At 75.5% G+C, this 23200-nt stretch carries 4 protein-coding genes; all 4 read right to left on the reverse strand.

Going from position 1 to position 23200, the window contains the following annotated elements; translation table 11 throughout:
* Positions 1-12: 12 nt before the first annotated feature.
* Positions 13-18666 (reverse strand): non-ribosomal peptide synthetase, encoded by an 18654-nt coding sequence (locus ELQ39_RS02890; RefSeq protein WP_242590879.1) that lies wholly within the window; start codon positions 18664-18666, stop codon positions 13-15.
* Positions 18667-18849: 183 nt separating this feature from the next.
* The gene (locus ELQ39_RS02895; protein WP_190001992.1) at positions 18850-20205 is read right to left on the reverse strand and encodes a serine hydrolase domain-containing protein; all 1356 of its coding nucleotides are present in this window, start codon (positions 20203-20205) and stop codon (positions 18850-18852) included.
* An 87-nt stretch (positions 20206-20292) separates the two neighbouring features.
* The gene (locus ELQ39_RS02900; RefSeq protein WP_190001991.1) at positions 20293-21501 is read right to left on the reverse strand and encodes a cytochrome P450; all 1209 of its coding nucleotides are present in this window, start codon (positions 21499-21501) and stop codon (positions 20293-20295) included.
* 890 nt (positions 21502-22391) lie between these two features.
* Positions 22392-23144 (reverse strand): thioesterase II family protein, encoded by a 753-nt coding sequence (locus ELQ39_RS02905; RefSeq protein WP_242590881.1) that lies wholly within the window; start codon positions 23142-23144, stop codon positions 22392-22394.
* Positions 23145-23200: the final 56 nt, after the last annotated feature.

Consider the following 23200-nt stretch of genomic DNA (forward strand, 5'->3'; position numbering starts at 1 on the left):
GTCGTCCGGTCCTCACCGTTCTTCGTGGTCGCTGTCGCCGCGTGCGGCGTCTTCGAGTTCGCTCAGCACCTGTTCCTCCACCAGGTCCGCCAGGGCGGCGACGGTGCGGCCCACCAGGACGTCGCGGGGCGTGAGGTGCACGCCGAAGGCGTCGTTGGCGCGGGAGGCGATGAGCAGGGCCCGCAGGGAGTCGCCGCCCAGGGCGAAGAAGTCGTCCTCGGCGCCGACGGCGGTCTCCAGGGCCTCCTCCCACAGGGCGGCGACGGCCTCCTCGGTGGGTGTGCGGGGCGGTACGTGCGCGGCGTCGGGCTGCCGTGTCTCCGGGACGGGGGCGGGCAGCGCGGACCGGTCGGTCTTGCCGTTCTCCGTGAGCGGGAAGCGGTCCATCGTCACGAACGCCGAGGGCACCATGGGTCCGGGCAGGATGCGGGCGGCGAGGGCCCGCAGCTCGGCGCCGGCGGGCGGTTCGGCGTCGGGGGCGACGAGCACGTGGGCCACCAGGCGCGGCAGCCCCGGTTCGTCCTCCCGCACGCTCACCACGGCGTCCAGGACCGCCGGGTGGCGCACCAGGGTCGCCTCCACCTCGCCGGCCTCGATGCGGTGGCCGCGCAGCTTGAGCTGGTGGTCGGTGCGGCCCAGGTAGTGCAGTTCGCCGCGGGCGTCGCGGCGGACCAGGTCGCCGGTGCGGTACATGCGGGCGCCGGGCGGGCCGAACGGGTCGGCGGTGAAGCGCGTCGCCGTCAGGCCCGGGCGGCCCAGGTAGCCGCGGGCCAGGGCCGGTCCGGCGAGCCACAGTTCGCCGGGCACGCCGTCGGGGACGGGGCGCAGGCGCGCGTCGAGGACGTAGGCGGCGGTGGCGGGCAGGGCGCGGCCGATGGGCGGTGCCTCGCCGTCCGGTGCGAGCGGGTCGGACCAGGTGGCGACGACGGTGGCCTCGGTGGGCCCGTAGGAGTTGATCATGCGGTGGTGGGGTGCCCAGCGGGCCACCAGTTCGGCCCGGCAGGCGTCCGCGCCGACGATCAGGGTGTGCAGGTCGGGCAGGGTGCCGGGGGTGTCCGGCGGGAGGGTGGCGAGCGCGGCGGGCGGCAGCAGGGTGTGCGTGATGCGCGCGTCGCGCAGGACGGCGGCGAGTTCGTCGCCGAGCAGCGGTCCGGGCGGCGGTACGACGAGGGCCGCGCCGTGCGGCAGGGACATGCACAGCTCCAGCACGGAGGCGTCGAAGCTGGGCGTGGCGAAGGCCAGGACGCGGTCCCCGGCGCCGACCTGGTAGTGCGCGGCCTCGGCGGCGGCGAACGCGGCCAGTCCCCGGTGCGTGACGACGACGCCCTTCGGGGCGCCGGTGGAACCGGAGGTGTAGATGACGTACGCCGGGTCGTCGTGGTGCAGCGGGCGCACGCGGTCGGCGTCGGTGGGCCGGTGGTCCGGCGTGCCGTCGGGCGGTGCGGCGAGCAGGCCGGCGACCTCCTCGGCGGTCAGGGTGACGGCGGGCCGCGCGTCGCGCAGCATCAGCGCGACCCGCTCGGCCGGGTAGCCCGGGTCCACCGGGAGGAACGCGGCGCCCGCCTTCGCCACGGCGAGCTGGGCGAGGACCATGTCCGCCGAGCGCGGCAGGACCAGCGCGACGATGTCACCCGGCCCAGCCCCGCGGGCGACGAGCCGGTGCGCCAGCCGGTTGGCGCGGGCCTCCGCCTCCGCGAAGGTGAGCGTCGACTCTCCCGCTTCGAGGGCGAGTCCGTCCGGCCACCGGTCGACGGCGGCCTCGATCAGCGCGGGCAGCGTCGTCGGGGGCGGCGGCGCTTGGTGCGGGCGGGCGGGGCCGTGCAGCAGCCGGTCCCGTTCGGCCGGGGGCAGCACGTCCACCGCCCCCAGCGGCGCCTCGTCGCCGGAGGCGGCCAGGGCGGTCAGGGTGTGCACCAGCCGCGCGGCCAGGGCGTCGGCGGTGGCCTCGTCGAAGTATCGCGGGTCGTAGCCGAGTTCCACGGTCAGCTCGTCGCCGGGCGAGATCACCACGGTGAGGGGGTAGTTGGTCGCCTCGCGGGCGTCCAGTCCGTGCACGTGCACGCCGTGCGCTCCGGCGGTGGCGTCGCCGACCGGGTAGTTCTCGAACACCAGGAGGCTGTCGAACAGGGCGGTTCCGGCGGGCAGTTCGCTCCACTGGTGGAGGTCGGTGAGCGGCACGTGGTCGTAGCGCCGGTCCTCGGCGCGGGCGGCCTGCACCTCCCGCAGCCAGGCGGGGCACGGCGTGGACTCGTCCACGGTGACCCGCGCGGGCAGGGTGGTGATGAACAGGCCGGTGATGGTGTCCGCGCCCGGCAGGTCGGCGGGCCGCCCGGAGACCGTGGTCCCGAAGCACACGTCCCGCCCGCCGCCGGAGCGGGCCAGCAGCAGTGCCCAGGCGCCCTGGACGAGGGTGTTGAGGGTGAGCCGGTGGCGGCGGGCGAAGTCGGTCAGGCGGGCGGTGCCGGCCGCGTCGAGCCGCTGCGACAGCCAGGTGCCCGACCGGGCGGCGGCGCCCGGGGCGGGCCTGCGGTCGTACGGCAGCGGGGTCGGTGCGGCGTACCCGGCGAGGGCGGTCTTCCAGTGTTCCTCGGCGGCGGCCCCGTCCCGGCCGGCCAGCCAGGCGGCGTAGTCGGCGAACGGCCGCCGGACCGGCAGGCGGGGCTCGGACCCGGTGGCGAGCGCGGCGTGTGCCTGGAGGACGTCCGACAGCACGTGGAAGACGCTCCAGCCGTCCAGCAGGACGTGGTGGAAGGTCCACACCACGCGCACCTCGTCCGGGCCGAGCCGGATCAGGGTGACGCGCAGCAGCGGGGGGCGGCCCAGGTCGATGCCGCGGGCGCGGTCCTCGTCGAGCAGGCGCCGCAGTGCGCCCTCCTGCTCCGCCGGGCCCAGGCCGCTCCAGTCGAGCCGGGTGACGGGCAGGCGGACGTCGCGATGCACGGTCTGCAGCGGCACCGGGACCCCGGTCAGGGCGACGGCGGTGCGCAGCACGGGCGTGGCGTCCACGACGTGCTGCCAGGCGTCCGCGAGCAGCGCGGGGTCGCGCACGCCGTCGGCGACGAAGGTGATCTGCTCGACGTAGAGGCCCTCGCCGGGCTCGTCCATGCCGTGCACGACCATGCCGGTCTGGGTGGGGGTGAGCGGGTAGACGTCCGTCACGTCCCGGCCGTCGCCGACGAGCCGGTCGACGGCCGCCTGGTCCAGGGCGGCCAGCGGGAAGTCGGACGGGGTGCGGCCCCCCGCGCCGGGTCCGGCGCAGTGCGCGACGATCCGGCGCAGTTCCTCCGCCGTCTCCTCGGCGAGACGGGCGACCGTCTCCGGCCGGTGCACCGCGCGGGAGTACGACCAGGTGAACTCCAGGCGCTCGTCGGTGACCTGCCCGAGCACGTCGATGAGGTGTGGGCGCTCCGCCGAGCGGTCCATGCCGCCGGTCAGGCCCTCGTAGGGCGCCCGCAGCAGGCCGTCCCCGCCGGTGTCCCGGTCCTGCCGGCCGAGGTAGTTGAAGCCGATCTGCGGCAGGGCGGGCAGCCCTGCTCCCGCCGTCGGGTGCAGGTGGCGCAGGGCGCCGTAGCCCACTCCCCCGCGCGGTACGGCCCGCAGGTTCTCCTTGACGGTCTTCAGCGCGGTGCCGAGGCCGGCGTCGCGGGGCACGTCGAGGCCGACGGGGAACACGGTGGTGAACCAGCCGACGGTGCGGGAGAGGTCGACGCCGTCGAAGAGGTCCTCGCGGCCGTGGCCCTCCAGGGCGACCACCACCCGGTCCTGCTCCGTCCAGCGGGCGAGGACCCGGCCGAGGGCGGTCAGCAGGACGTCGTTGACACGGGTGCGATAGACGTCGGGCACCTCCGTCAGCAGGCGCCGGGTCTCCTCGGCGCCGAGGCCCACGGTCACGGTCGCCTCGTCGGCGGCGGTGTTGCCTCCGGGCAGATCGGTCGGCAGGTCGGTGGGGAGCAGGGCGCTCCAGTGGGCGACCTCGTCGTCGAAGCCGCCGTCGGCGGTGTGCGCGGCCAGGCGCCTGGCCCAGTCGCGGAACGAGGTCGTCTTGGCACCCAGGTCGGGTGTGCCGCCGGTGAGCAGGGCCCGGTGGGCGGCCTCGAGGTCTTCGAGGATCACCCGCCAGGACACCGCGTCGACGACCAGGTGGTGGGCGGCCAGCAGCAGCACGGGCGGCAGGTCGCCGTCCCGGTGGCACAGGGCGGCCTTCAGCAGGGGCCCGTCCGCCAGGTCGAAGCCGGAGCACAACCCGGCGGCCACGTCGGCCGGTTCCTCCGGGGCGCGGTGCACCTCCAGGTGCGGTGCGGCGCCGGGCGGGGTGCCCACCTGCCGCCACCCGCCGTCGCCCACGGGCTCGTAGCGCATGCGCAGCGCGTCGTGCTGCTCCAGGACGGCCGCGAGCGCGGCGCGCAGGAGTGCCTCGTCGGTGCCGGGCGCCACCTCGAAGGAGACCGCCTGGGTGAAGCGGGCCGGGTCGCCGGTGAGGGTGTCGAACAGCCAGTGCTGCACGGGCGTGAGGGGGACGTCGCCGACGACGGGGCCCCGCTCGGCGGTGGCGGTGGCGGGGCCGGCCGGTGAGGTGTCGACCGCGGCGGCGAGCTCGGCGATCGTCTGGTGGGCGAACAGGTGACGGGGCGTCAGGGTCAGCCCGGCGCGGCGGGCCGCGGAGACGATCTGGATGCCGAGGATGGAGTCCCCGCCAAGGGCGAAATAGTTGTCCGTGGCGCCCACGTCGGGCACGCCGAGCACCTGCGCCCAGATCGCGGCGAGGGTCTGCTCGGTCGGGGTGCTCGGCGGGCGGGTGCCCTGCGGGGTGGCGGCCGCGGACCACACCGGTTCGGGCAGGGCACGCCGGTCCAGCTTGCCGGTGGCGCCCAGCGGCAGCCGCTCCAGGGGCACCACGGCCGCCGGGACCAGGTGGTCGGGCAGGGTGCGGGCGAGGAAGGCGCGCAGTTCGGCCGGCGCCGGGAGGTCGCCGTCGCGGGGCACGGCGTAGCCGACGAGGCGCTTGTGGCCGTCGTGCTCCACGACGCGGGCGGCGGCCGCGGCGACCTGCGGGTGCCGGGCCAACGCGGCTTCCAGCTCGCCCAGCTCGATACGGAAGCCGCGCACCTTCACCTGGTCGTCGGTGCGGCCCAGGTACAGCAGGTCGCCGTCGGCGCTCCAGCGGACCAGGTCGCCGGTGCGGTACATGCGGCTGCCGGGCGGGCCGAAGGGGTCGGCGAGGAAGCGGCCGGCGGTCAGGCCGGGCCGGTTCAGGTAGCCGCGGGCCACCCCGGTCCCGGCGAGGTACAGCTCGCCGGGCGCCCCGACGGGGACGGGCCGCATGCGGGCGTCCAGGACGTAGGCGCGGGCGCCGCCGACGGGCCGGCCGATGGGCGGGACGCGGTCGGGGTCGGCCGGGTCGCAGGTGAAGGCGGTGGCGTAGACGGTGGCCTCGGTCGGGCCGTAGACGTTCATCACCCGGCAGCCGGGGACCGCCGCACGCACCTGCTGGACGGCGTGGGCGGGCAGCGCCTCGCCGGCCAGGACGACGGTGTCGGCGACCACGTGCACGGTGTCCTCGGCCAGGAGCCGGCCGAGGGCGGACGGCACGGCGCTGAGCAGCCCCGCCCGCCAGGGTTCGGACCGCTCGGCCAGGGCCAGCAGGTCCCGGACGACCTCCACCCGGCCGCCCGCCAGCAGCGGCGAGAAGATCTCGAACACCGACACGTCGAAGTTGAGCGAGGTGGACGCCACCACGTGGGCGAGTCCGCGGCCGGTGAACTCGGCGGCGGCCCAGTCGGTCAGCGCCACCACGGAGGCGTGCGGGACGACGACGCCCTTGGGCCGGCCCGTGGAGCCGGAGGTGTGGATGACGTAGGCGGGGTGGTCCGGCAGCAGCCTGGCGCGCCGCTCGCCGTCGCCGACGGGCGCGGCGGAGGCGGCGGCCAGCCGGGCCGCCCAGCCCGGGTCGTCCAGGGCGATCCGCGTGTACGGGCCCTCCGGCAGCCGTGCGGAGGTCTCCGCGCTGGTGATCACCGCGTCGGGGCGTACGTCGTCGAAGAGGAACGCGATGCGCTCCGCCGGATATCCCGGGTCGACCGGCAGGTAGGCGGCGCCGCTCTTGAGGACCGCGAGGAGCGCCACGACCAGGTCGGCGGTGCGGGGCAGGGCCAGGGCGACGAACCGCTCCGGCCCCGCCCCCGCCTCGATCAGCAGGCGGGCGAGCCGGTTGACGCGCTCGTCGAGCTGCCGGTGCGTGAGGTGGTGGGTGCCCGAGCTGACGGCGGGCGCGTCGGGGGTGCGGGCCACCTGGGCCGCGAAGGCGTCCGGAAGGGTGCGCCGGGGGAGCTCGGCGCCCGGTCCGGCGAGGCGGTCCAGCAGGCGGCGTCCGTCGGCCGGTTCGAGCAGTGCCAGATCCGCCAGGCTGCGGTCGGCGTCGGCGGCGAACTGTGTCAGGAGTGTGCGCAGGCTCGCGCCGATCCCCTCGACGGTGGCCGCGTCGAAGGCGGCCGGGTCGTAGTCGAGGCTCACGGTGACGTCGTCGCCGGGGGCGACGACCACGCTGAGCGCGTAGCTGGTCGGCTCGACGTCGCGTTCCTGCTCGACGGCGAGTCCGTGCCGGGCCAGGGCGCCCGCGTCGAACGGATAGTTCTCGAAGACGACGATGCTGTCGAACAGGCCGGTGCCGCCCGGGACGTCGCTCCACGACTGGAGCTGGGCGAGGGACACGAAGTCGTGGCGGCGCGACTCGGACTGGGCGGCCTGCAGTTCCCGCAGCCACTCCAGCACCGGGCGCCGCAGGTCGACGCGCAGCCGGGTGGGCAGGGTGTTGATGAACAGGCCGACCATCGAGGTCACGCCGGGCAGTTCGGCCGGGCGGCCCGACACGGTCGTGCCGAAGACGACGTCGTCGCCGCCGCCGTAGTGGTGCAGCAGCAGGCCCCAGGCGCCCTGGAGCACCGTGTTGACGGTCAGTCCGGCCCGTTGGGCGGTGTCCCTGAGCCGTGCCGACACCTCCGTGCCGAGGGCCACCCGCACCGTGCCCGACGAGGACGCGCCGTGGGTGTCGGCGGGGCGCCGGTCGCGGGGCAGTTCGGTGGGCACGGCGAACCCGGCGAGGGTGTCGCGCCAGTGCCGTTCCGCGCGCGCGGTGTCCTGGCCGGCCAGCCACTCCAGGTAGCGGGCGAAGGGGGCCCGGTCGGGTACCTGCGGGCGGCGGCCGCCGGTCCGGGCCGCGTACCGCTCGCACACCTCGTCGAACACCTGGGCCGCGCTCCAGCCGTCGAGCAGCACGTGGTGGAACGTCCACACCATGCGCACCCGGTCCGGTGCCAGCTTGATCAGCGCGAGCCGCATCAGGGGCGCCGCGCCGAGGTCGATGCCGGCCTCGCGGTCCGCGGCGAGCAGCGCGTCCGTCTCGCGTGCGCGGCGCTCGGCGCTCCAGCCGGTCCAGTCGTGGTGGGTGACGGGCACGGCGGCCCGCTTCTCCACCACCTGGAGGGGTTCGGCCGTCTCCTGCCACACCAGGCGGGTGCGCAGGATCGCGTTGGCGTCCGCCGTGTCCTGCCAGGCCGCGGCGAGGGCGTGCGGGTCGGTGACGCCGTGCAGGACGACCTGCACCTGGTTGACGTAGGTGCGGCCCTGCGGGTCCAGCAGGCTGTGGAACAGCATGCCCGCCTGCATCGGGGTCAGCGGATACACGTCCTCGACGCCCCGGCCGTCGCCCACGACCCGGTCCACGGCGGCCTGGTCGAGCCTGGTCAGCGGGAAGTCCGACGGCGTGCGGCCGCCGGCCCGCGGGGTGGCGCAGTGCGCGACGATCTCCTCCAGGGACCGCAGCATGCCCCCGGCGAGGGAGGCGACGGTCTTCTCACGGTGGCGGCCGCCGCTGTAGTGCCAGGTGATCTCCAGCTGGTCGTCCTCGACGCGGGCCACCACGTCCAGCAGGTGCGGCCGGGGCGCGCCGGGGTCCTCCGCGCCGTCCAGGCCGCCGGGCACGGCCCGGACCAGCTCGGCGTCGGCGGCGGACCAGTCGAACCGTCCGAGGTAGTTGAAGCTGATGCCGGGCAGCGGTGCTCCGGCGAGGTGTCCGTCGCCCGCGAGGTGGCGCAGCGCGCCGTAGCCGAGTCCCCGGTCGGGCACGGCCCGCAGCTGTTCCTTCACGGCCTTCAGCACGGTGCCCCAGTCGGCGTCGGGCAGGTCGAGGACGACCGGGAAGAGGCTAGTGAACCAGCCGACCGTGCGGGACAGGTCGAGGTCGTCGAAGTGCTGGTCCTCGCGCCCGTGCCCCTCCAGGTCCACCGCGACGGTGCTCCGGCCGGTCCAGTCGGCCAGCACGCGGCCGAGTGCGGTCAGCAGGACGTCGTCGACGCGGGTGCGGTACACGCCGGGGACCTTGCGCAGGAGGTCCTCGGTGCGCCGCCGGTCCAGGCGTACGGTCACGGCGCGCAGGTCGGCGACCGTGTTGCCGCCGTCGAGGTCCTCGGGCAGGGGTGCGGCGCAGTGCCGGGAGACGTCGGCCCAGTGGGCGCGCTGCGCGGCGAGGCCGGCCTCGCCGGTGCGTGCGGTGAGCCGCCGCACCCACTCCCGCACGGACGTGGTGCGCTGCGGCAGCCGGACCGGCTCGCCGTTCCCGGCCTGCCGGTAGGCGGTCTCCAGGTCCTCCAGCAGGACGCGCCAGGAGACGCCGTCGACGATCAGGTGGTGGGCCGTCAGCAGCAGGCGCGGTGGCCGGCCGCCGCCGGTGAAGAGGCGCGCGGTGATCAGCGGCCCGGTGTCCAGCCGGAAGCCGGTGTGCGCCTCGTGGGTGAGGCGGGCCTCGGCCTGCGCGGCCGCGTCGGTGTCCTGGCCGCTCAGGTCGTGCACCCGCAGCAGCTCCGGCACGTCGGCGTCCGCGGAGGCGTACTCCTGGCGCCAGGTGCCGTCCGTCGAACGGGTGAAGCGGGCACGCAGTGCGTCGTGATGGGACCACAGCGCGGCCAGGGCGGCGTGCAGTGCGGCCGGGTCCACGTCCTCACCGGTCTCGACCACCACCGACTGGTTGAAGTACTCCGGGTGCGGCGGCTCGGCGTCGAGGAACCAGTGCTGGATCGGGGTGAGGGGCACCTCGCCCGCGACCGGCCCGGTGCCGGCGACGGTCGCGGCGGCGCCGCTCGAGGCGGCGGCCAGGGCGGCGAGCGTGGGGTGGCGGAACAGGTCCCTCGGGGTCAGCGCGAGCCCGGCGGCGCGGGCCCGGGAGACGACCTGGATGCTGACGATCGAGTCGCCGCCCAGCATGAAGAAGTGGTCGTCGAGGCCGACGCGTTCCACGCCCAACAGGTCGGCCCAGATGCCGGCGAGCACCTGCTCGGCCTCGGTGCGCGGCGCGCGGTAGGCGCTGTCGGCGGCCGCCGACCACTCGGGGGCGGGCAGCCGGCGCCGGTCGACCTTGCCGTTGGTGGTCAGGGGAAGCTCGGCGAGGGGGACGAACGCGGCCGGGACCATGTAGTCGGGCAGCTCGGCGGCCACGTGGGCGCGCAGTTCGGCCGTCTGCGGCACGGCGGCGCCGGGGGCCGGCACCAGGTGCGCGACCAGGCGTTTGCGTCCCTCGTGCCGGGACACCGACACCACCGCCTCGGCGATCGCCGGGTGGGCGGTGAGCCGGGCCTCGATCTCGGCGGGCTCGACGCGGAAGCCGCGGATCTTGATCTGGTCGTCGGCGCGGCCCACGAAGTGCAGATCGCCGTCGGCGCTCCAGCGCACGATGTCGCCGGTGCGGTACATCCGTCCGCCGGGTGGTCCGTAGGGGTCGGCCAGGTAGCGGGCCGCGGTGGCGCCGGGGCGGCCGGTGTAGCCGCGGGCCAGTCCGGCGCCCGCGAGGTACAACTCACCCGGCACGCCCGGTGGCTGCGGCTGGAGGGCGCCGTCCAGGACGTAGGCGCGGGTGTCGTCGAGGGGGCGGCCGATGGGGAGCGCCGCGGGCAGGGTGTCACCGGCGTGGAAGGGCCGGCGGGTGGCGAAGGTGGTGGTCTCGGTGGGGCCGTACACGTCGACGACGGTGAGGTCGGGGCAGGCGTCCAGCACGCGCCGTACGGCGGCGCCGGGCACGGCCTCGCCGCCTGTCCACACCTCGCGGGCGCCGCGCAGGCAGGCGGGGTCCTCCTGGGCGAACAGGCGGAACAGGCCGATCGTCATGAACAGGCTGCTGACGCCCTGTTCGGTGATCGCGTGGCGTACGGCGGCGGCGTCCAGTTCCCCGGGCGGGGCGAGGACGGCCGTGCCGCCGCGCAGCAGGGGCACCCACAGCTCGTAGGTGGAGGCGTCGAAGGCGTGCGGTGAGTGCACGAGGACGCGGTCGTGGCTCGCGAAGGCACGGTCGAGGGCGAGCGCGGCGACGTCCCGCTGTCGTACGGCCACGCCCTTGGGGTTGCCGGTGGAGCCGGAGGTGAACATGAGGTACTGGACGTTGTCCGGGTGCACGCGCGGCACGGCGGCGAGGTCCGCGGTGGGCCCTTCGGTGTCCAGGTCCGGGCGCAGGACGTGTCCTTCGGGGAGGAGGTCCGCGGCCGTCGCGTGCCACCCGGCGTCCGTGAGGAGCAGGGCGGCGCCGGCCTCGGCGAGCATGGTGCGCAGCCGGTCGGCGGGGGCCCGGCCGTCGAGCGGGACGTACACGCCACCGAGACGGGCGAGGGCGAGCTGGGCGACGACGAGGGCGGTCGAGCGGTCCATGAGCACGCCGACGGCGACCTCGGGGCGCACGCCGAGCGCGGCCAGCCGGCCGGCCAGGGCACCCGCCCGGGCGTCGAGGTCGCGGTAGGTCAGCCGCTCGTCGCCGGCCAGCAGGGCGACGGCGTCCGGGGTGCGTTCCACCTGGGCGGCGAAGAGGTCCGCGGTGGTCGTGACGGGCGTGTCGGTGGCCGTGTCGTTCCAGGTGTGCAGCACCTGCTCGCGGCGGGCGGCCGTCAGCAGGGACAGCCGGGCGGGGGTGGACCGCGGGGTGGTGGCGAAGCCCTCCAGCAGGACGGTGAGGTACTCGGCCATCCGCTCGACGGTGGCGGCGTCGAACAGGTCCGGGTCGTAGCCGAGGCGCAGGGCGAGCTCCGCGCCGGGGTAGGCGACCAGGCTGAGCGGGTAGTTGGTGGTCTCGATCCCCTCCAGGCAGGTCAGCCCGAGGCCGTGCGCGGCGGCGAGGTCGTCGTCCACCGGGTAGTTCTCGAACACCACGATGCTGTCGAACAGGGCGGCCCGCTCGGGCAGGCCGGTGTAGGCCGTCATCCGGTGCAGCGGCACGTGGTCGTGGCGGCGGTCCTCGCTCTGCTCCTGCTGGAGCCGGGCCAGCCAGGTGAGCAGCGGCTCGTCGCGCGGCACCCGCACGCGGGTGGGCAGGGTGGCGATGAACAGGCCGGTGATGGCGTCGGAGCCGGGGAGCTCCGGCGGCCGTCCGGACACGGTGGTGCCGAACACGACCTCGTCGCGGCCTGCCTGGCGGCTCATCAGGACCGCCCAGGCGCCCTGGACCAGGGTGTTGACCGTCAGGCCCGCCGTCCTCGCCACGTCCAGCAGGGACTTGGTGACGGCCTCGGGCAGGGTGACGCGCACCGCCGCCGTGGACTCCGCGCGGTGGCTCTCGCGGGGCTCGCGGTCGAAGGGCAGCGCGGTCGTCTCGGCCAGTCCGTCCAGGCGGGCCCGCCAGTGCCGTTCGCCCTCGGTGCCGTCGGTGTGCTCCCGCAGCCAGGCGACGTAGTCGCGGAACGGGCGGCGCTCGGGCAGCGTCATCGGTGCGGTGCCGGACAGGCCCGCGTGGCAGGCGAACACGTCGGACAGCACCTGGAACAGGCTCCAGCCGTCCAGGATCAGGTGGTCGAAGGACCACACGACGCGCACCGCGCCGTCGGAGACCCGGGCCAGCACCAGGCGCTGGAGCGGGGCGCGGACCAGGTCGACGCCCCGGGCGCGGTCCCGGTCGAGCAGGCCGCGCAGCCGCTCGTCCTGCTCGGCGGCGGTCAGGCCGCGCCAGTCGGCGGACTCCACCGGTACGGCGGCCCGGCGCTGCACCACGAGCAGCGGCTCGGGCACGTCCTCCCACACCACCCGCGCGCGCAGCACCGGGGTGCGGTCGGTGACCCGCTGCCAGGCGTCGGCCAGCACCGCCGGGTCGGGCACACCGTCCAGGACGAACGTCAGCTGCTGGAAGTACACGCCGCGGTCGGCCTGGGAGAGCCGGTGGAAGAGCATGCCGGCCTGGGTGGGCGTGAGCGGATGGACGTCCTCCAGGCCCGCCGGGTCCTCCCCCGCGATCCGGTCGACGTGGTCCTGGTCGAGCCGCGCCAGCGGGAAGTCCGAGGGGGTGCGTCCGGCGGCGCCGGGACGGGCCGCGTGCCGGGCGAGTCCGGCCAGCGCGTCGGCGTAGCGCTCCGCGAGGTCCGCGACGGTCTCCGGGCGGTGCAGCCGGTCGGAGTAGAACCAGGTGAACTCCAGGCTGTCGCCGTCGAGCCGCCCCACCACCTCCAGGGGGTGCGGGCGCGTCGAGGCGGGGTCGGCGTCCAGCTCCAGCGGGCGGGCCGGGCCGCGGAACAGGCCCTCGCCGGAGGTCTCGGACAGGCCGAACCGGCCGAGGTAGTTGAAGCTGATCCGGGCGCCGGTCGCCGGGAGCGGTGCCCCGTCGTGGCCCGGCAGGGTCAGGGCGCCGTGGCCGATGCCGTGCCGGGGCACCGCGCGCAGGTGTTCCTTGACCCGCTTGAGCACGCCGTCCCAGCCGGCCTCGGGCGGGACGGCCAGGGCGACGGGGTGGCGGGTGGTGAACCAGCCGACGGTGCGGCTGGTGTCGACGTCGGCGAACAGGTCCTCGCGGCCGTGCCCTTCGACGTCGACCAGGACCCGCTCATGCCCGCTCCAGCCGCACAGCACCCGGCCGAGCGCGGCGAGCAGGACGTCGTTGGCCCGGGTGCGGTAGGTCTCGGGGAGTCTTCGCAGCAGCAGGTCGGTGTCCTCGGGGCCGATCCGGACCGTCACCGAGCGCTGGGAGGCGTAGGTGTTGGCGCCCTCCATGTCGGTGGGCAGGGCCGCCGCGGCGCCCTCGGTCTCCCGGGTCCAGTACGCCTTCTCCTCGGCGAAGCCGCCGGCGGCGGTGTGCGCGGCCAGCCGCTCGGCCCACTGCCGCAGCGGGGAGGACTTTCGGGGCAGCGCGGCCGCGCCGTCCCGGCCCTCGCGGCGGGCGCGGTAGGCGAGGTCGAGGTCTTCCAGGAGCAGGCGCCAGGAGACGCCGTCCACGACGAGGTGGTGCACGGACAGGTGCAGGACGGGCGGCCGTCCGTCGCCCCGGTCGTGCAGGACGGCGCGCAGCAGCGGACCGCGGTCCAGGTCGTACGGGCCGAGGTGCGGGGCGTCGGTGTCCGGACCGGTGTGGCGGGTGAGGCGGCAGCGCGCGGCCGGGCCGTCGATCAGCCACCGTACGCCCGCCCCGTCGGCGAGGAAGCGGGACCGCAGCGCGTCGTGGTGGGCGACCACGTCGTCCAGCGCGGCCTGGAGCGCGCTCTCGTCGACGTCGGCGGGCAGGTCGAGCGACAGCGTCTGGGCGAAGTGCCCGGCCCGCTCGGCGGCGCTGTCGAACAGCCAGTGCTGGATGGGGGTCAGCGGCGCGGCGCCGGTGGCCTCGACGGGGGCGGCCGGAGCGGCCCCGCGCCGGCTGCCGGCCTCGTCGGCGCGGCGGGCCAGGGCGGCGAGCGTCTGGTGCCGGTAGAGGTCCCGCGAGCTGATCGTCAGGCCCGCCTGCCGGGCCTGGGCCACCACCTGGATGCTGAGGATGGAGTCCCCGCCCAGCGCGAAGAAGTTGTCGTCGGCGCCGACCCGCTCCACGTGCAGGACACCGGCCCAGATGGCGGCGAGGGTCCGTTCGGTGGCGGTGCGCGGCGCGACGTGACGGGCGGCGCGTTCGGCGGGCGCCGGGTCGGGGAGCCGGCCGCGGTCCAGCTTGCCGTTGGGGTTGAGCGGCAGGACCGGCAGCACCACGACGGCCGCGGGCACCATGTACTCGGGCAGCGTGCGCCCGAGGGCGCGGCGCACGGCCTCGGGCTCCACGGTGGCGCCGGGGGCGGGGACGACGTACCCGGCGAGGCGGCGGTGGCCGTCGGCGTCGCGGACGGTGGCGGCGGCCTCGGCGACGCCCGCGCAGCCGCGCAGGGCCTCCTCGACCTCGCCGAGTTCGATGCGGAAGCCGCGCACCTTGACCTGCTGGTCGACGCGGCCCAGGTACTCCAGCCCGCCGTCCGCGCTCCAGCGCACCAGGTCGCCCGTGCGGTACATGCGCTCCCCGGGAGCGCCGAACGGGTCGGCGACGAAGCGGGCGGCGGTCAGGCCGGGGCGGTGCAGGTACCCGCGTGCGAGTCCGCCGCCGCCGAGGTACAGCTCGCCGGTGACGCCGGGCGGCTGGGGGCGCAGCAGACGGTCCAGCACATAGGCGCGGGTGCGGGCGACGGGACGGCCTATGGGCGGGGCCTGGTCGGGGACGGTGCCGCCGGCGAACCAGGCGGTGGCGTAGACGGTGGCCTCGGTGGGGCCGTAGAGGTTCGCCACCTCGGCCGCGGGCATCGCGTCCTTGATGTCCCGGACGGTCCGGGCGGGCAGGGCCTCCCCGGCGAGGACGACGGTGTCCGCCTCCAGGGCGCCGTCGCCGCCGAACACCCGGGACAGCGCGGACGGCACGCCGCTGAGGAGTCCGGCCCGGCGCGGCCGGGAACCGTCGGTGAGGTCGGCCAGCGCGGTGAGGTCGGCGATCACCTCGACGCTGCCGCCGGCCGTCAGGGGGCACAGCAGCTCGAAGACGGACACGTCGAAGTTGAGGGAGGTGGAGGCGACGACGTGGGAGAAGCCGCGCGCTGTGAACGTGTCCCGGGCCCAAGCTGCCAGCGCGGCCACGCTGCCGTGGGTGACGACCACGCCCTTGGGCCGGCCGGTGGAGCCGGAGGTGTAGATGACATAGGCGGGATGGGACGCGTGGAGGGGCGCCCTGCGGTCGGCGTCGGTGAGGTCGGCGTCCGCGAGGCCGGCTTCGGCGCCGGCCGGGTCCGCGAGGCCCGCCTCGGTGCCGGCCGGCGCGTCCGCCGTGGTGTCGGTGACGAAGGGCGCCACGTCCTCCAGCAGCAGCGGCTCGCAGTCCTCGGGCAGCGCGTGCGCGGTCTCCCGGGTGGCGAGGACGAGGGCGGGGGCCGCGTCGGTGAGCATGAAGCGGATGCGCTCGGCCGGGTAGCCGGGGTCGACGGGCAGGTAGCCCGCGCCGGACTTCAGGACGGCCCACAGCACCGGCAGCAGGCCGGCGGTGCGCGGCAGGCACAGCGCGACCAGGGACTCCGGTCCCGCGCCGCGCGCCACGAGCAGGCGGGCGAGCCGGTTCGCGCGCCGGTTCAGGCCGGCGTAGTCCAGCCGGGCGTCGCCGCAGGTCACGGCGGTGCGGTCGGGCGTCCTGGTCACCTGCTCCTCGAACAGCGCGGGGAGCGTGGTGTCGGCGGTCGGGTCCCCGCCCGACGCGGGCGGGTTCCAGGAGTCGAGGAGCACGCGCCGCTCGTCGTCGGACAGCAGGGGGAGGTCGGCCAGCGTCCGCTGCGGGCCGTCCGCCATCCCTTCGAGCAGGTGGTGCAGTTGCCGGGCCATCCGGGCCACGGTCGCCGCGTCGAACAGGTCCGTGTTGTACTCGACCGTCAGCTCGTGCCCGCCGTCGGCGCGCGGCGCGAACTCCAGCACCAGGTCGAAACGGGCGGCCGGGCGGGGCAGCGGGTGGTCGTCGATGCGCACTCCCGCGGCGACCGGCGGCCGGGCGGGGGCGGCCTGCTGGACCACCAGTGCCTGCACCAGCGGGGTGCGGCTGGGATCGCGGGGCGGGGCCAGTTCCTCGACCACCCGGTCGAAGGGCACGCCGTCGTGGGCGAACGCGTCCAGCACGGTCGCGCGCATGCTCTGCACGAACCGGTCGACCGTGGCGGCGTCGTCGACCTCGCCGCGCAGCACGACGGTGTTGGCGAAGAAGCCGGTCACGTCCTCGAGTTCCCGGCGGTCCCGACCGTTGGTGACGGTGCCGAAGGCGACGTCCCGCTGTCCCGAGTAGCGGGCGAACAGCACGGCCGCCGCCGCGGCGAACACCGTGAAGACAGTGGTGTCGCGGCCCGCGGCAAACTGCCGCAGCCGGTCCACCAGCGGGCGCGGCACGTCCTGACGGTGGGCGGCGCCCGCGGTGGTGCGCACAGCGGGGCGCGGCCGGTCGGTGGGCAGCTCGAGCTGCTGGAGGCCGGCGAGGTGGCGTCTCCAGTAGGCGAGGTCGTCGGCGTGGGCGTCGGCCGTGTGCCGGCCACGCTCCCACAGTGCGAAGTCCGGGTACTGCACCGCCTGTTCGGGCAGCCCGTCGGGTTCGCCGGTGGCCTCCGCGCGGTAGAGGGCGGCCAGGTCCCGGGTCAGGACGCCGACCGACCAGCCGTCGGTGACGATGTGGTGCTGGGCCAGCAGCAGCACGTGGTCCTCGGGTGCCCGGCGGACGAGCAGCGCCCGCGTCAGGGGCCCCGACGTCAGGTCGTGGGGGCGGCGCAGTTCCTCGGTCAGCAGGCGCTCGACGGCGCTGTCCCGCCGGCCGGCGGGCACGTGCCCGACGTCGGCGGTGCGCAGCGGCAGGTCCGGCTCGGAAGCGACGAGTTGGACGCCCTGCCCGTCGACCGTGGCGAAGGTGGTCCGCAGGGAGTCGTGACGGGCGGCGAGCCGGTGCAGGGCACGTTCCAGGGCAGGCGTGTCAAGGGGGCCTCGCAGGCGCAGCGCGACGCCGGTGTTGTACTCGGTGCCGCCGTCGGTGAGGTCGTCGAGGAACCACAGGCGCCGCTGGGCGCCGGAGAGCGGGACGGGTTCCGAGCGCGGGGCGGCGGGGATCGGCTCCGGCGGGGCCGCGGACGGCTCGGCGGTCAGCGGGGCGAGCGCGGAGATGGTCCGCGCGGTGAACACGTCGCGCAGGGTGAGCCGGGCGCCGGACGCCTCCCGGACGCGGGTCAGCACGCGGGCCGCGAGGATCGAGTCGCCGCCGAGGTCGAAGAAGTCGTCGTCGATGCCGACGGTGTCCACGCCGAGGACGTCGGCCCAGATGGCGGCGAGGGTCCGTTCACCGTCGGTGCGCGGTGCGACGTGCCGTTCGGTCGGCGCCGCACCGGGGGCGGGCAGTGCCCTGAGGTCGATCTTGTTCTGCGGGGTGAGCGGCAGCGCGTCCAGCACGACGATCGCGGAGGGCACCATGTGCGCGGGCAGCGCGGCGGCGAGGGCGGCGCGCAGCCGGGCCGGCCCGGGTCTGCGGGCGGGGGCGGCGGGGGTGACGTAGCCGATGAGCCGGCCGCGGCCCGGGTCCTGGTCACGGACCACGACGACGGCCTCGCGGACCTGCGGGTCCCGGGTCAGTGCGGCCTCGATCTCGCCGGGTTCGATGCGGAAGCCGCGCACCTTGACCTGCCGGTCGGCGCGGCCGAGGAACTCCAGCTCGCCGTCGTCGCGCCGGCGTACCCGGTCGCCGGTGCGGTAGAGACGGGCGCCGGCCGGCCCGAAGGGGTGGGCGACGAACCGTGTCGCGGTCAGTCCGGGGCGGTTGAGGTAGCCGCGGGCCAGGCCGTCGCCGCCCACGTACAGCTCGCCCTCGCCGCCCGGCGGCACCGGGCGCAGTGCCGCGTCCAGGACGTGTGCCTCGGTGCCGGGCAGCGGGCCGCCGATGGTGGGCGTCCCGGTGCCGGCGGTCAGGGGCCCGGTCCAGGTGGCGACGATGGTGGCCTCGGTCGGCCCGTAGGAGTTGATCATGCGGCGGCCGGGGGCCCACCGGTCGACGAGGGTGGCCGGGCACGCCTCGGCACCGACGATCAGGGTGCGCAGCGACGGCAGGCCGCCGAGGTCCGCCGGGTCGGGCAGGGTGGCGAGGGCCGCCGGCGGTATGAGGGTGTGAGTGATGCGGTGTTCGGCCAGGACGGCGGCCAGTTCGTCGCCCAGCCAGGGCCCGTGCGGCGGGACGACCAGCGTGGCGCCGGACAGCACGGAGATGAACAGCTCCAGCACGGAGGCGTCGAAACTGGGCGAGGAGAACTGCAGCACGCGGTCGCCGGGGCCGACGGCGTAGCGTTCGGCGGCCGCCGCGGTGAAACCGGCGATGCCCCGGTGGGTGACGGTGACGCCCTTGGGGGTGCCGGTGGAGCCGGAGGTGAAGATGACGTACGCGGCATGGTCGGGCAGTACCCGGGGCACGGGCGCGGCCGCCTCGCGGTCCTCGTCGTCGAGCAGTGCGCGGACCCGGTCGCGGTCGTCCAGGACGACGGCCGGTGCGACGTCGGCGAGCATCAGTTCCCGCCGTTCGGCGGGGTAGTCGGGATCGACGGGCAGGAAGGCGGCACCGGTCAGGGCCACGGCCAGCTCGGCGGCGATCAGTTCCATCGAGCGCGGCAGGACCAGTGCCACCGTCCGCTCCGGTCCGGCGCCGTTCGCGGCGAGGTGGGCGCCGAGCCGGCCGGCCCGCCGGGCGAGTTCGCCGTACGACCAGGTGCGGCGGCCGTCGGTCACCGCGGGCGCGTGCGGGTCCCGCGTCGCCCAGCCGGTGAACACCTCACCGAGCGGGACGTGCCGTGTGGCGTGGTCGGCACGGGCCGGCGGGACGGGACCGGCCGCTGGGGAAGCGGGCGTGGCGGGGCGCGGGGCATGCAGGTCCGTCATCGGGGAGCAGTCCTTCGGGCGGTGGCGGGGCGCGGACCCGGCACACCGCTCGGGGGCGGCGTGCGGGCACACCGGAGCGGTGCGGGGGTCTGCGCATACGGGGCGGGTGCGTGACGGGTGGCGCGGGACGCGGTCGGACGACGGCGATGCGGTCGGACGACGGCGATGCGGCGCGTGGTGCGGTCAGCCGGTGCCTGTTCGGCGCGCGGTGCGCCCGGATATCTGCAGCCGGTCGATGGCTCCGGTGACCGGGTCGCGGTGGAAGCGGCCGCCCGGTTCGAGCCGGCCGGTGGACGGGTCCACCAGGTCGCAGGACAGGTCCGCGTAGCACACCAGCGGGATGGGGCAGTCACCGTCGACGGACAGGGTCGGCCTGCCGTCCCCGTCCAGCTTGACCGTGTACTCGATGCCCCCGTTGCGGTACGTCCCGGCGCAGTCCTTGAGGGGCAGGGCGGGTCCGCGACGGGGGCCGGCGGACGGGCCGGTGGGCACGCGGATGCCGGTGAGCCGGGCGAGTTCGGCGGCGATGTCGCGCCACAGGGCGGTGGCGGCACCGGCGTTGCCGGTGAAGGCGACCACGACGCCCGTGTCGGCGTCGGCCCGCAGGTGGCAGGAGGTGCCCTGGGCGTTGCCGTCGTGGCCCCACCACATCCGGCCGTCCTGCTGGAAGAGGGCGAGGCCCAGGCCCCAGGAGTCCGCCAGCGCACCGGCGTCGGCGGCCGGTTCGGGGTGGCGCATCCGGTCGGCGACGGCGGCCGGCAGCGCGGGCGATCGGCCGATCAGGGCTCTGCCCAGGGTGACCAGGTCCTCGGCGCTGGCCAGCAGGGCTCCGGCGGGGGCTTCCACCGGGGCGAGGTTCTGGTGGGCCGGGCGCACCAGGCCCGTGGCCGTGTTGAGGGCGTGGCCGCCGGCGAGCGGCCGGGAGGGGGCGGTGTCACCGAGGAACGCGGGGACGATGCCCAGGGGTTCCAGGACGAGCGCCGTCACCGCTTCCTGCCAGGTCATGCCCGTCACTTCGGACAGGATGCGGCCGGCGACGACGTAGCCGGCGTTGGAGTACGAGAATCCGGTGCCCGGTGCGAAGAGGGTGTTCCGGGCGGTCCAGACGGTCGAGAGGTAGCGGGACGCGGTGGCGCCGACGGCGCTGTCGGAGTCGGGTCCGGTGGGGAGGCCCGCGGTGTGACTCAGTAGATGACGGACCGTCACTTCGGGTAACTCGCCGGCTAAGTCGGGCAGGAGGTCGCTGACGGGCTCGTCCAGGTCGATGTCGCCGTCATCGGCGAGGAGCAGGACGGCGGTGGCGGTGGCGACCTTGGTGACGGAACCCAGGGGGACGGCCGTCCGCGCGGTGAACGCGGTGTTCGTCAGGGCGTCGGCCGTGCCGGTGTGCACGCTGACGAGGTGGGTTCCCGTGTGGACGGCGAGTTGGGCCCCGGGCACGCGGTGGATGCGCGCGAGGGATTCGAGGTGACCGCGCAACTCGTGGTGTGAGGCGGCCGGTGGCCGGTCGGTGGTCGGCGCGGCGGTCGAGTAGGTCATGGGGACGTGACTCCTGGTGAGAGCGGGTGCGGGGAGAGGGGACGCGCCGGCCCGCGGTGAGCGGTGCGGGAGTGCGCGTCGACGTGCTTACGGCCTGGTGACGGCGATCGGCAGGTGGCGTACGCCGACGATGACGGCCGGGTTCTGGTACGTGACGTCGTCGTACGAGGGCACCTCGACGGCGGGGAAACGATCCATCATCATCCGCAGGGCGATACGGGCTTCCAGTCGGGCCAGGGGGGCGCCGAAGCAGAAGTGGATGCCGTGCCCGAAAGTCAGATGGGGGTTGGGATCGCGTGCCGGGTCGAAGACGTCCGGCGAGGTGAAGCGGGAGGGGTCGCGGTTGGCGGCCCCGAGGTGGACCATCAGCAGGGTGTCGGCCGGAATCTCGTGGCCGCCGAGCTCCACGGTCCGGGTGGTGCGCCGGCCCAGCTCGGGGAAGGGCGGGAGCCACCGCAGGACTTCCTCCACGGCGGCGGGCACCCGGTCCGGGTCCTTGCGCAGTGCGTCGAACGTGCCGGGGTGCCGGTCGAAGGTGACCACCGCGTTGCCGAGCAGTGCGGTGGTGGTGATGTGCCCGGCGACCAGCAGCAGGGCGACGAAGCCGACGATCTCCTGGTCCTCCAGCCGCGTCCCGTCGACCTCGGCGGCGAGGAGTCTTGTGGTCAGGTCGTCACCGGGGTCGGCGCGGCGGCGGCGTATGTGGTCCAGCACGTAGCCGTTCATCTCGCGCACGGTCGGGGCGATGGCCTCCAGCGCCCGTTCCAGGTCGGCCATGTCGAGGCTGTCGCCGAGCTGGTCGCCGCCGAAGAGGGTGGCGGCCCACTCCTGGAACAGCCGGTGGTCCTCGGCGGGGACACCGAGGAGTTCGGCGATCACGATGATCGGCAGGGGGTAGGCGAGGGTGTCGACCAGGTCGAAGCGGTCACGGTCGGCGACACCGTCGAACAGCCGCGCGCAGACGGCCTCCACACGCGGTGCGAGTCCGTGGACCACGCGGGGGGTGAAGGCCTGGCTGACCAGGGTGCGGAGCTTGCGGTGCTCCGGCGGGTCCATGCCGACGAAGTTGCCCCGGGTGAAGGTCTCGAAGTCCTCCTGGGTGGGGGCGATCGGCGTCATGTCGGAGGAGTACGTCGCCGGGTCGGACAGCACGGCGGCGACGCCCTGGTGGTCCACGACGTGCCACTGCTGCCGCTCCTCGTCGTACGCCACGGGGCCCGCGTCGCGTAAGGAGCGCCATCTGCCGGGTAACGCGTCAAGCGGCGATTCCGCCCCGGTCAGTTCTGTGCTTGTCACCGTTTCTCCTTGGGTGAGAACGCGCAGGTTTGGCGGTGGGTCACCGACGATGCCGTGGTGCGACGATGCCGTGGGCCTCTGCGGGCAGGGGCGGCCGTCATGCTCACGGCCACCGGGCGTGGCACCGCAGGACGGCTCTCGCTCCGCGCCACAGGGTCCCCGCGCGGCCCGCCCGGGGGCCGGGCCGGGAGCGACAGGTCCACCGGCTCACGGCATGCCGGCGGCCCAGGCGTCAGCGCATCCGAGGACAGCTTCCGGACGGCGGGGCTGCGGCTCCGAGCGGTCCGGAAGCCCGCCGAGCAGCGGACAGGCCCGCACCTGCGCAGCCTGGCAGCACACACCCCGGGGACCGACGAACAGACATCAACACATCCCCCCGTGACTTCTCCCCTGCGGCAACCCCGCGCGGGGACTCCCCTGACCCACGATTGCGCACTTCACATGCCGAGAACACACCTTCGACACGATTCGTCCGGGCCGAGTGCGCTCACAGTTTTCACGTCGGGTGACGAGATCGCAACCCCCCGAAATCGAAGGGAAGAGCAGCCGGACGCCCCGCCGAGAAGGGCGTGTATCCCGGCGTTTCACATTCAAACCTGGTGCCGTCGCAGAGAATTCACAAGTCCTCGACACCGCGGGGCACGACCCCTCACCCCCGCAACCACCGCCTCGGTCACACGGCCGTCCACGCCACGGGTTTCGGCCAGACCGGGCGGGGTCTCCCCGGGCCCCGCCAGTCGTCCGGACATCGGCACGGCCACGGCGCCGAGGCCGGCCCGGCGCACGCGGGATGCCGGGGAATCGCGGGCTCGCCCACCTGCCGTGGGCGCCACGTCAAGCGGAGAGCAGCAGTTCGGCGCGGCCCCGGCGCACTGCGGGCCCACCGCCCGTCATCGGTCGCCGGCCTCGGCGCACTCGGCGACGAGGCGCACGACGGTGTCCTGGTGGTCCGACAGGTAGAAGTGTCCGCCGGGGAGCATTTCCAGCCGGAAGCCGGCCGTGGTGTGACTCTTCCAGGCCGCGGCTTCCTCCGGCGTCACCTGCGGGTCCCGGTCCCCGGTCAGACAGAGGACGGGCGTCGCCACCATCGCGTCGGGGACCGGCCGGTACCGGGTGACCGCCCGGTAGTCGTTGCGTATGGCGGGCAGCGCCAGGTCCATCAGGTCAGGGTTGCTCAGGATCGCCGTGTCGGTTCCGCCGAGGCGTGCGAGGTGGTCGAGCAGGTCCTGGTCGGAGTCGAACGCCTGGGCCTCTCGCGTCACCGACGGGGCGGCGCGGCCGGAGACGACCAGGCGGCAGTGGGCCGTCGACCGGTCGCGCCCGAGCCGGAGCATCGACTCGAAGGCGACGGACGCTCCCATGCTGTGGCCGACGAGGACGAGCGGCACGGGCTCTGCCGCCCATCGCCGCAGGGACGGCAGCAGCCGGTCGGCGAGGCCTTCGACCGTCGTCTCGAACGGTTCGCCCCAGCGCTCCTGGCGCCCCGGGTACTGAACGGCTGCGACGTCGTACCCGTCGGGGAACCGCCGCGCGAACGGAGCGTAGAACGAGGCGGCGCCTCCGGCGTGCGGAAAGAACACCACGCGCGCCCGGACATCCGCGGCACCGCGCAGTGACCTGATCCAGGGGTCCTTGCCCGCCATCGCCACTCCTCGCCCCTCGTCATACGGCCGGGCCCGCCCACCGGTCTCCCTTGTGA

The sequence above is a fragment of the Streptomyces sp. GB4-14 genome (genome assembly GCF_022696125.1).
In the GTDB taxonomy this organism is placed as follows: Bacteria; Actinomycetota; Actinomycetes; order Streptomycetales; family Streptomycetaceae; genus Streptomyces; species Streptomyces werraensis.

What these genes read in the sequence shown, in the direction of transcription:
- ELQ39_RS02890 (WP_242590879.1), bottom strand. Translation starts at nt 18,666, where the DNA reads ATGACGGACCTGCATGCCCCGCGCCCCGCCACGCCCGCTTCCCCAGCG.
- ELQ39_RS02895 (WP_190001992.1), bottom strand. Translation starts at nt 20,205, where the DNA reads ATGACCTACTCGACCGCCGCGCCGACCACCGACCGGCCACCGGCCGCC.
- ELQ39_RS02905 (WP_242590881.1), bottom strand. Translation starts at nt 23,144, where the DNA reads ATGGCGGGCAAGGACCCCTGGATCAGGTCACTGCGCGGTGCCGCGGAT.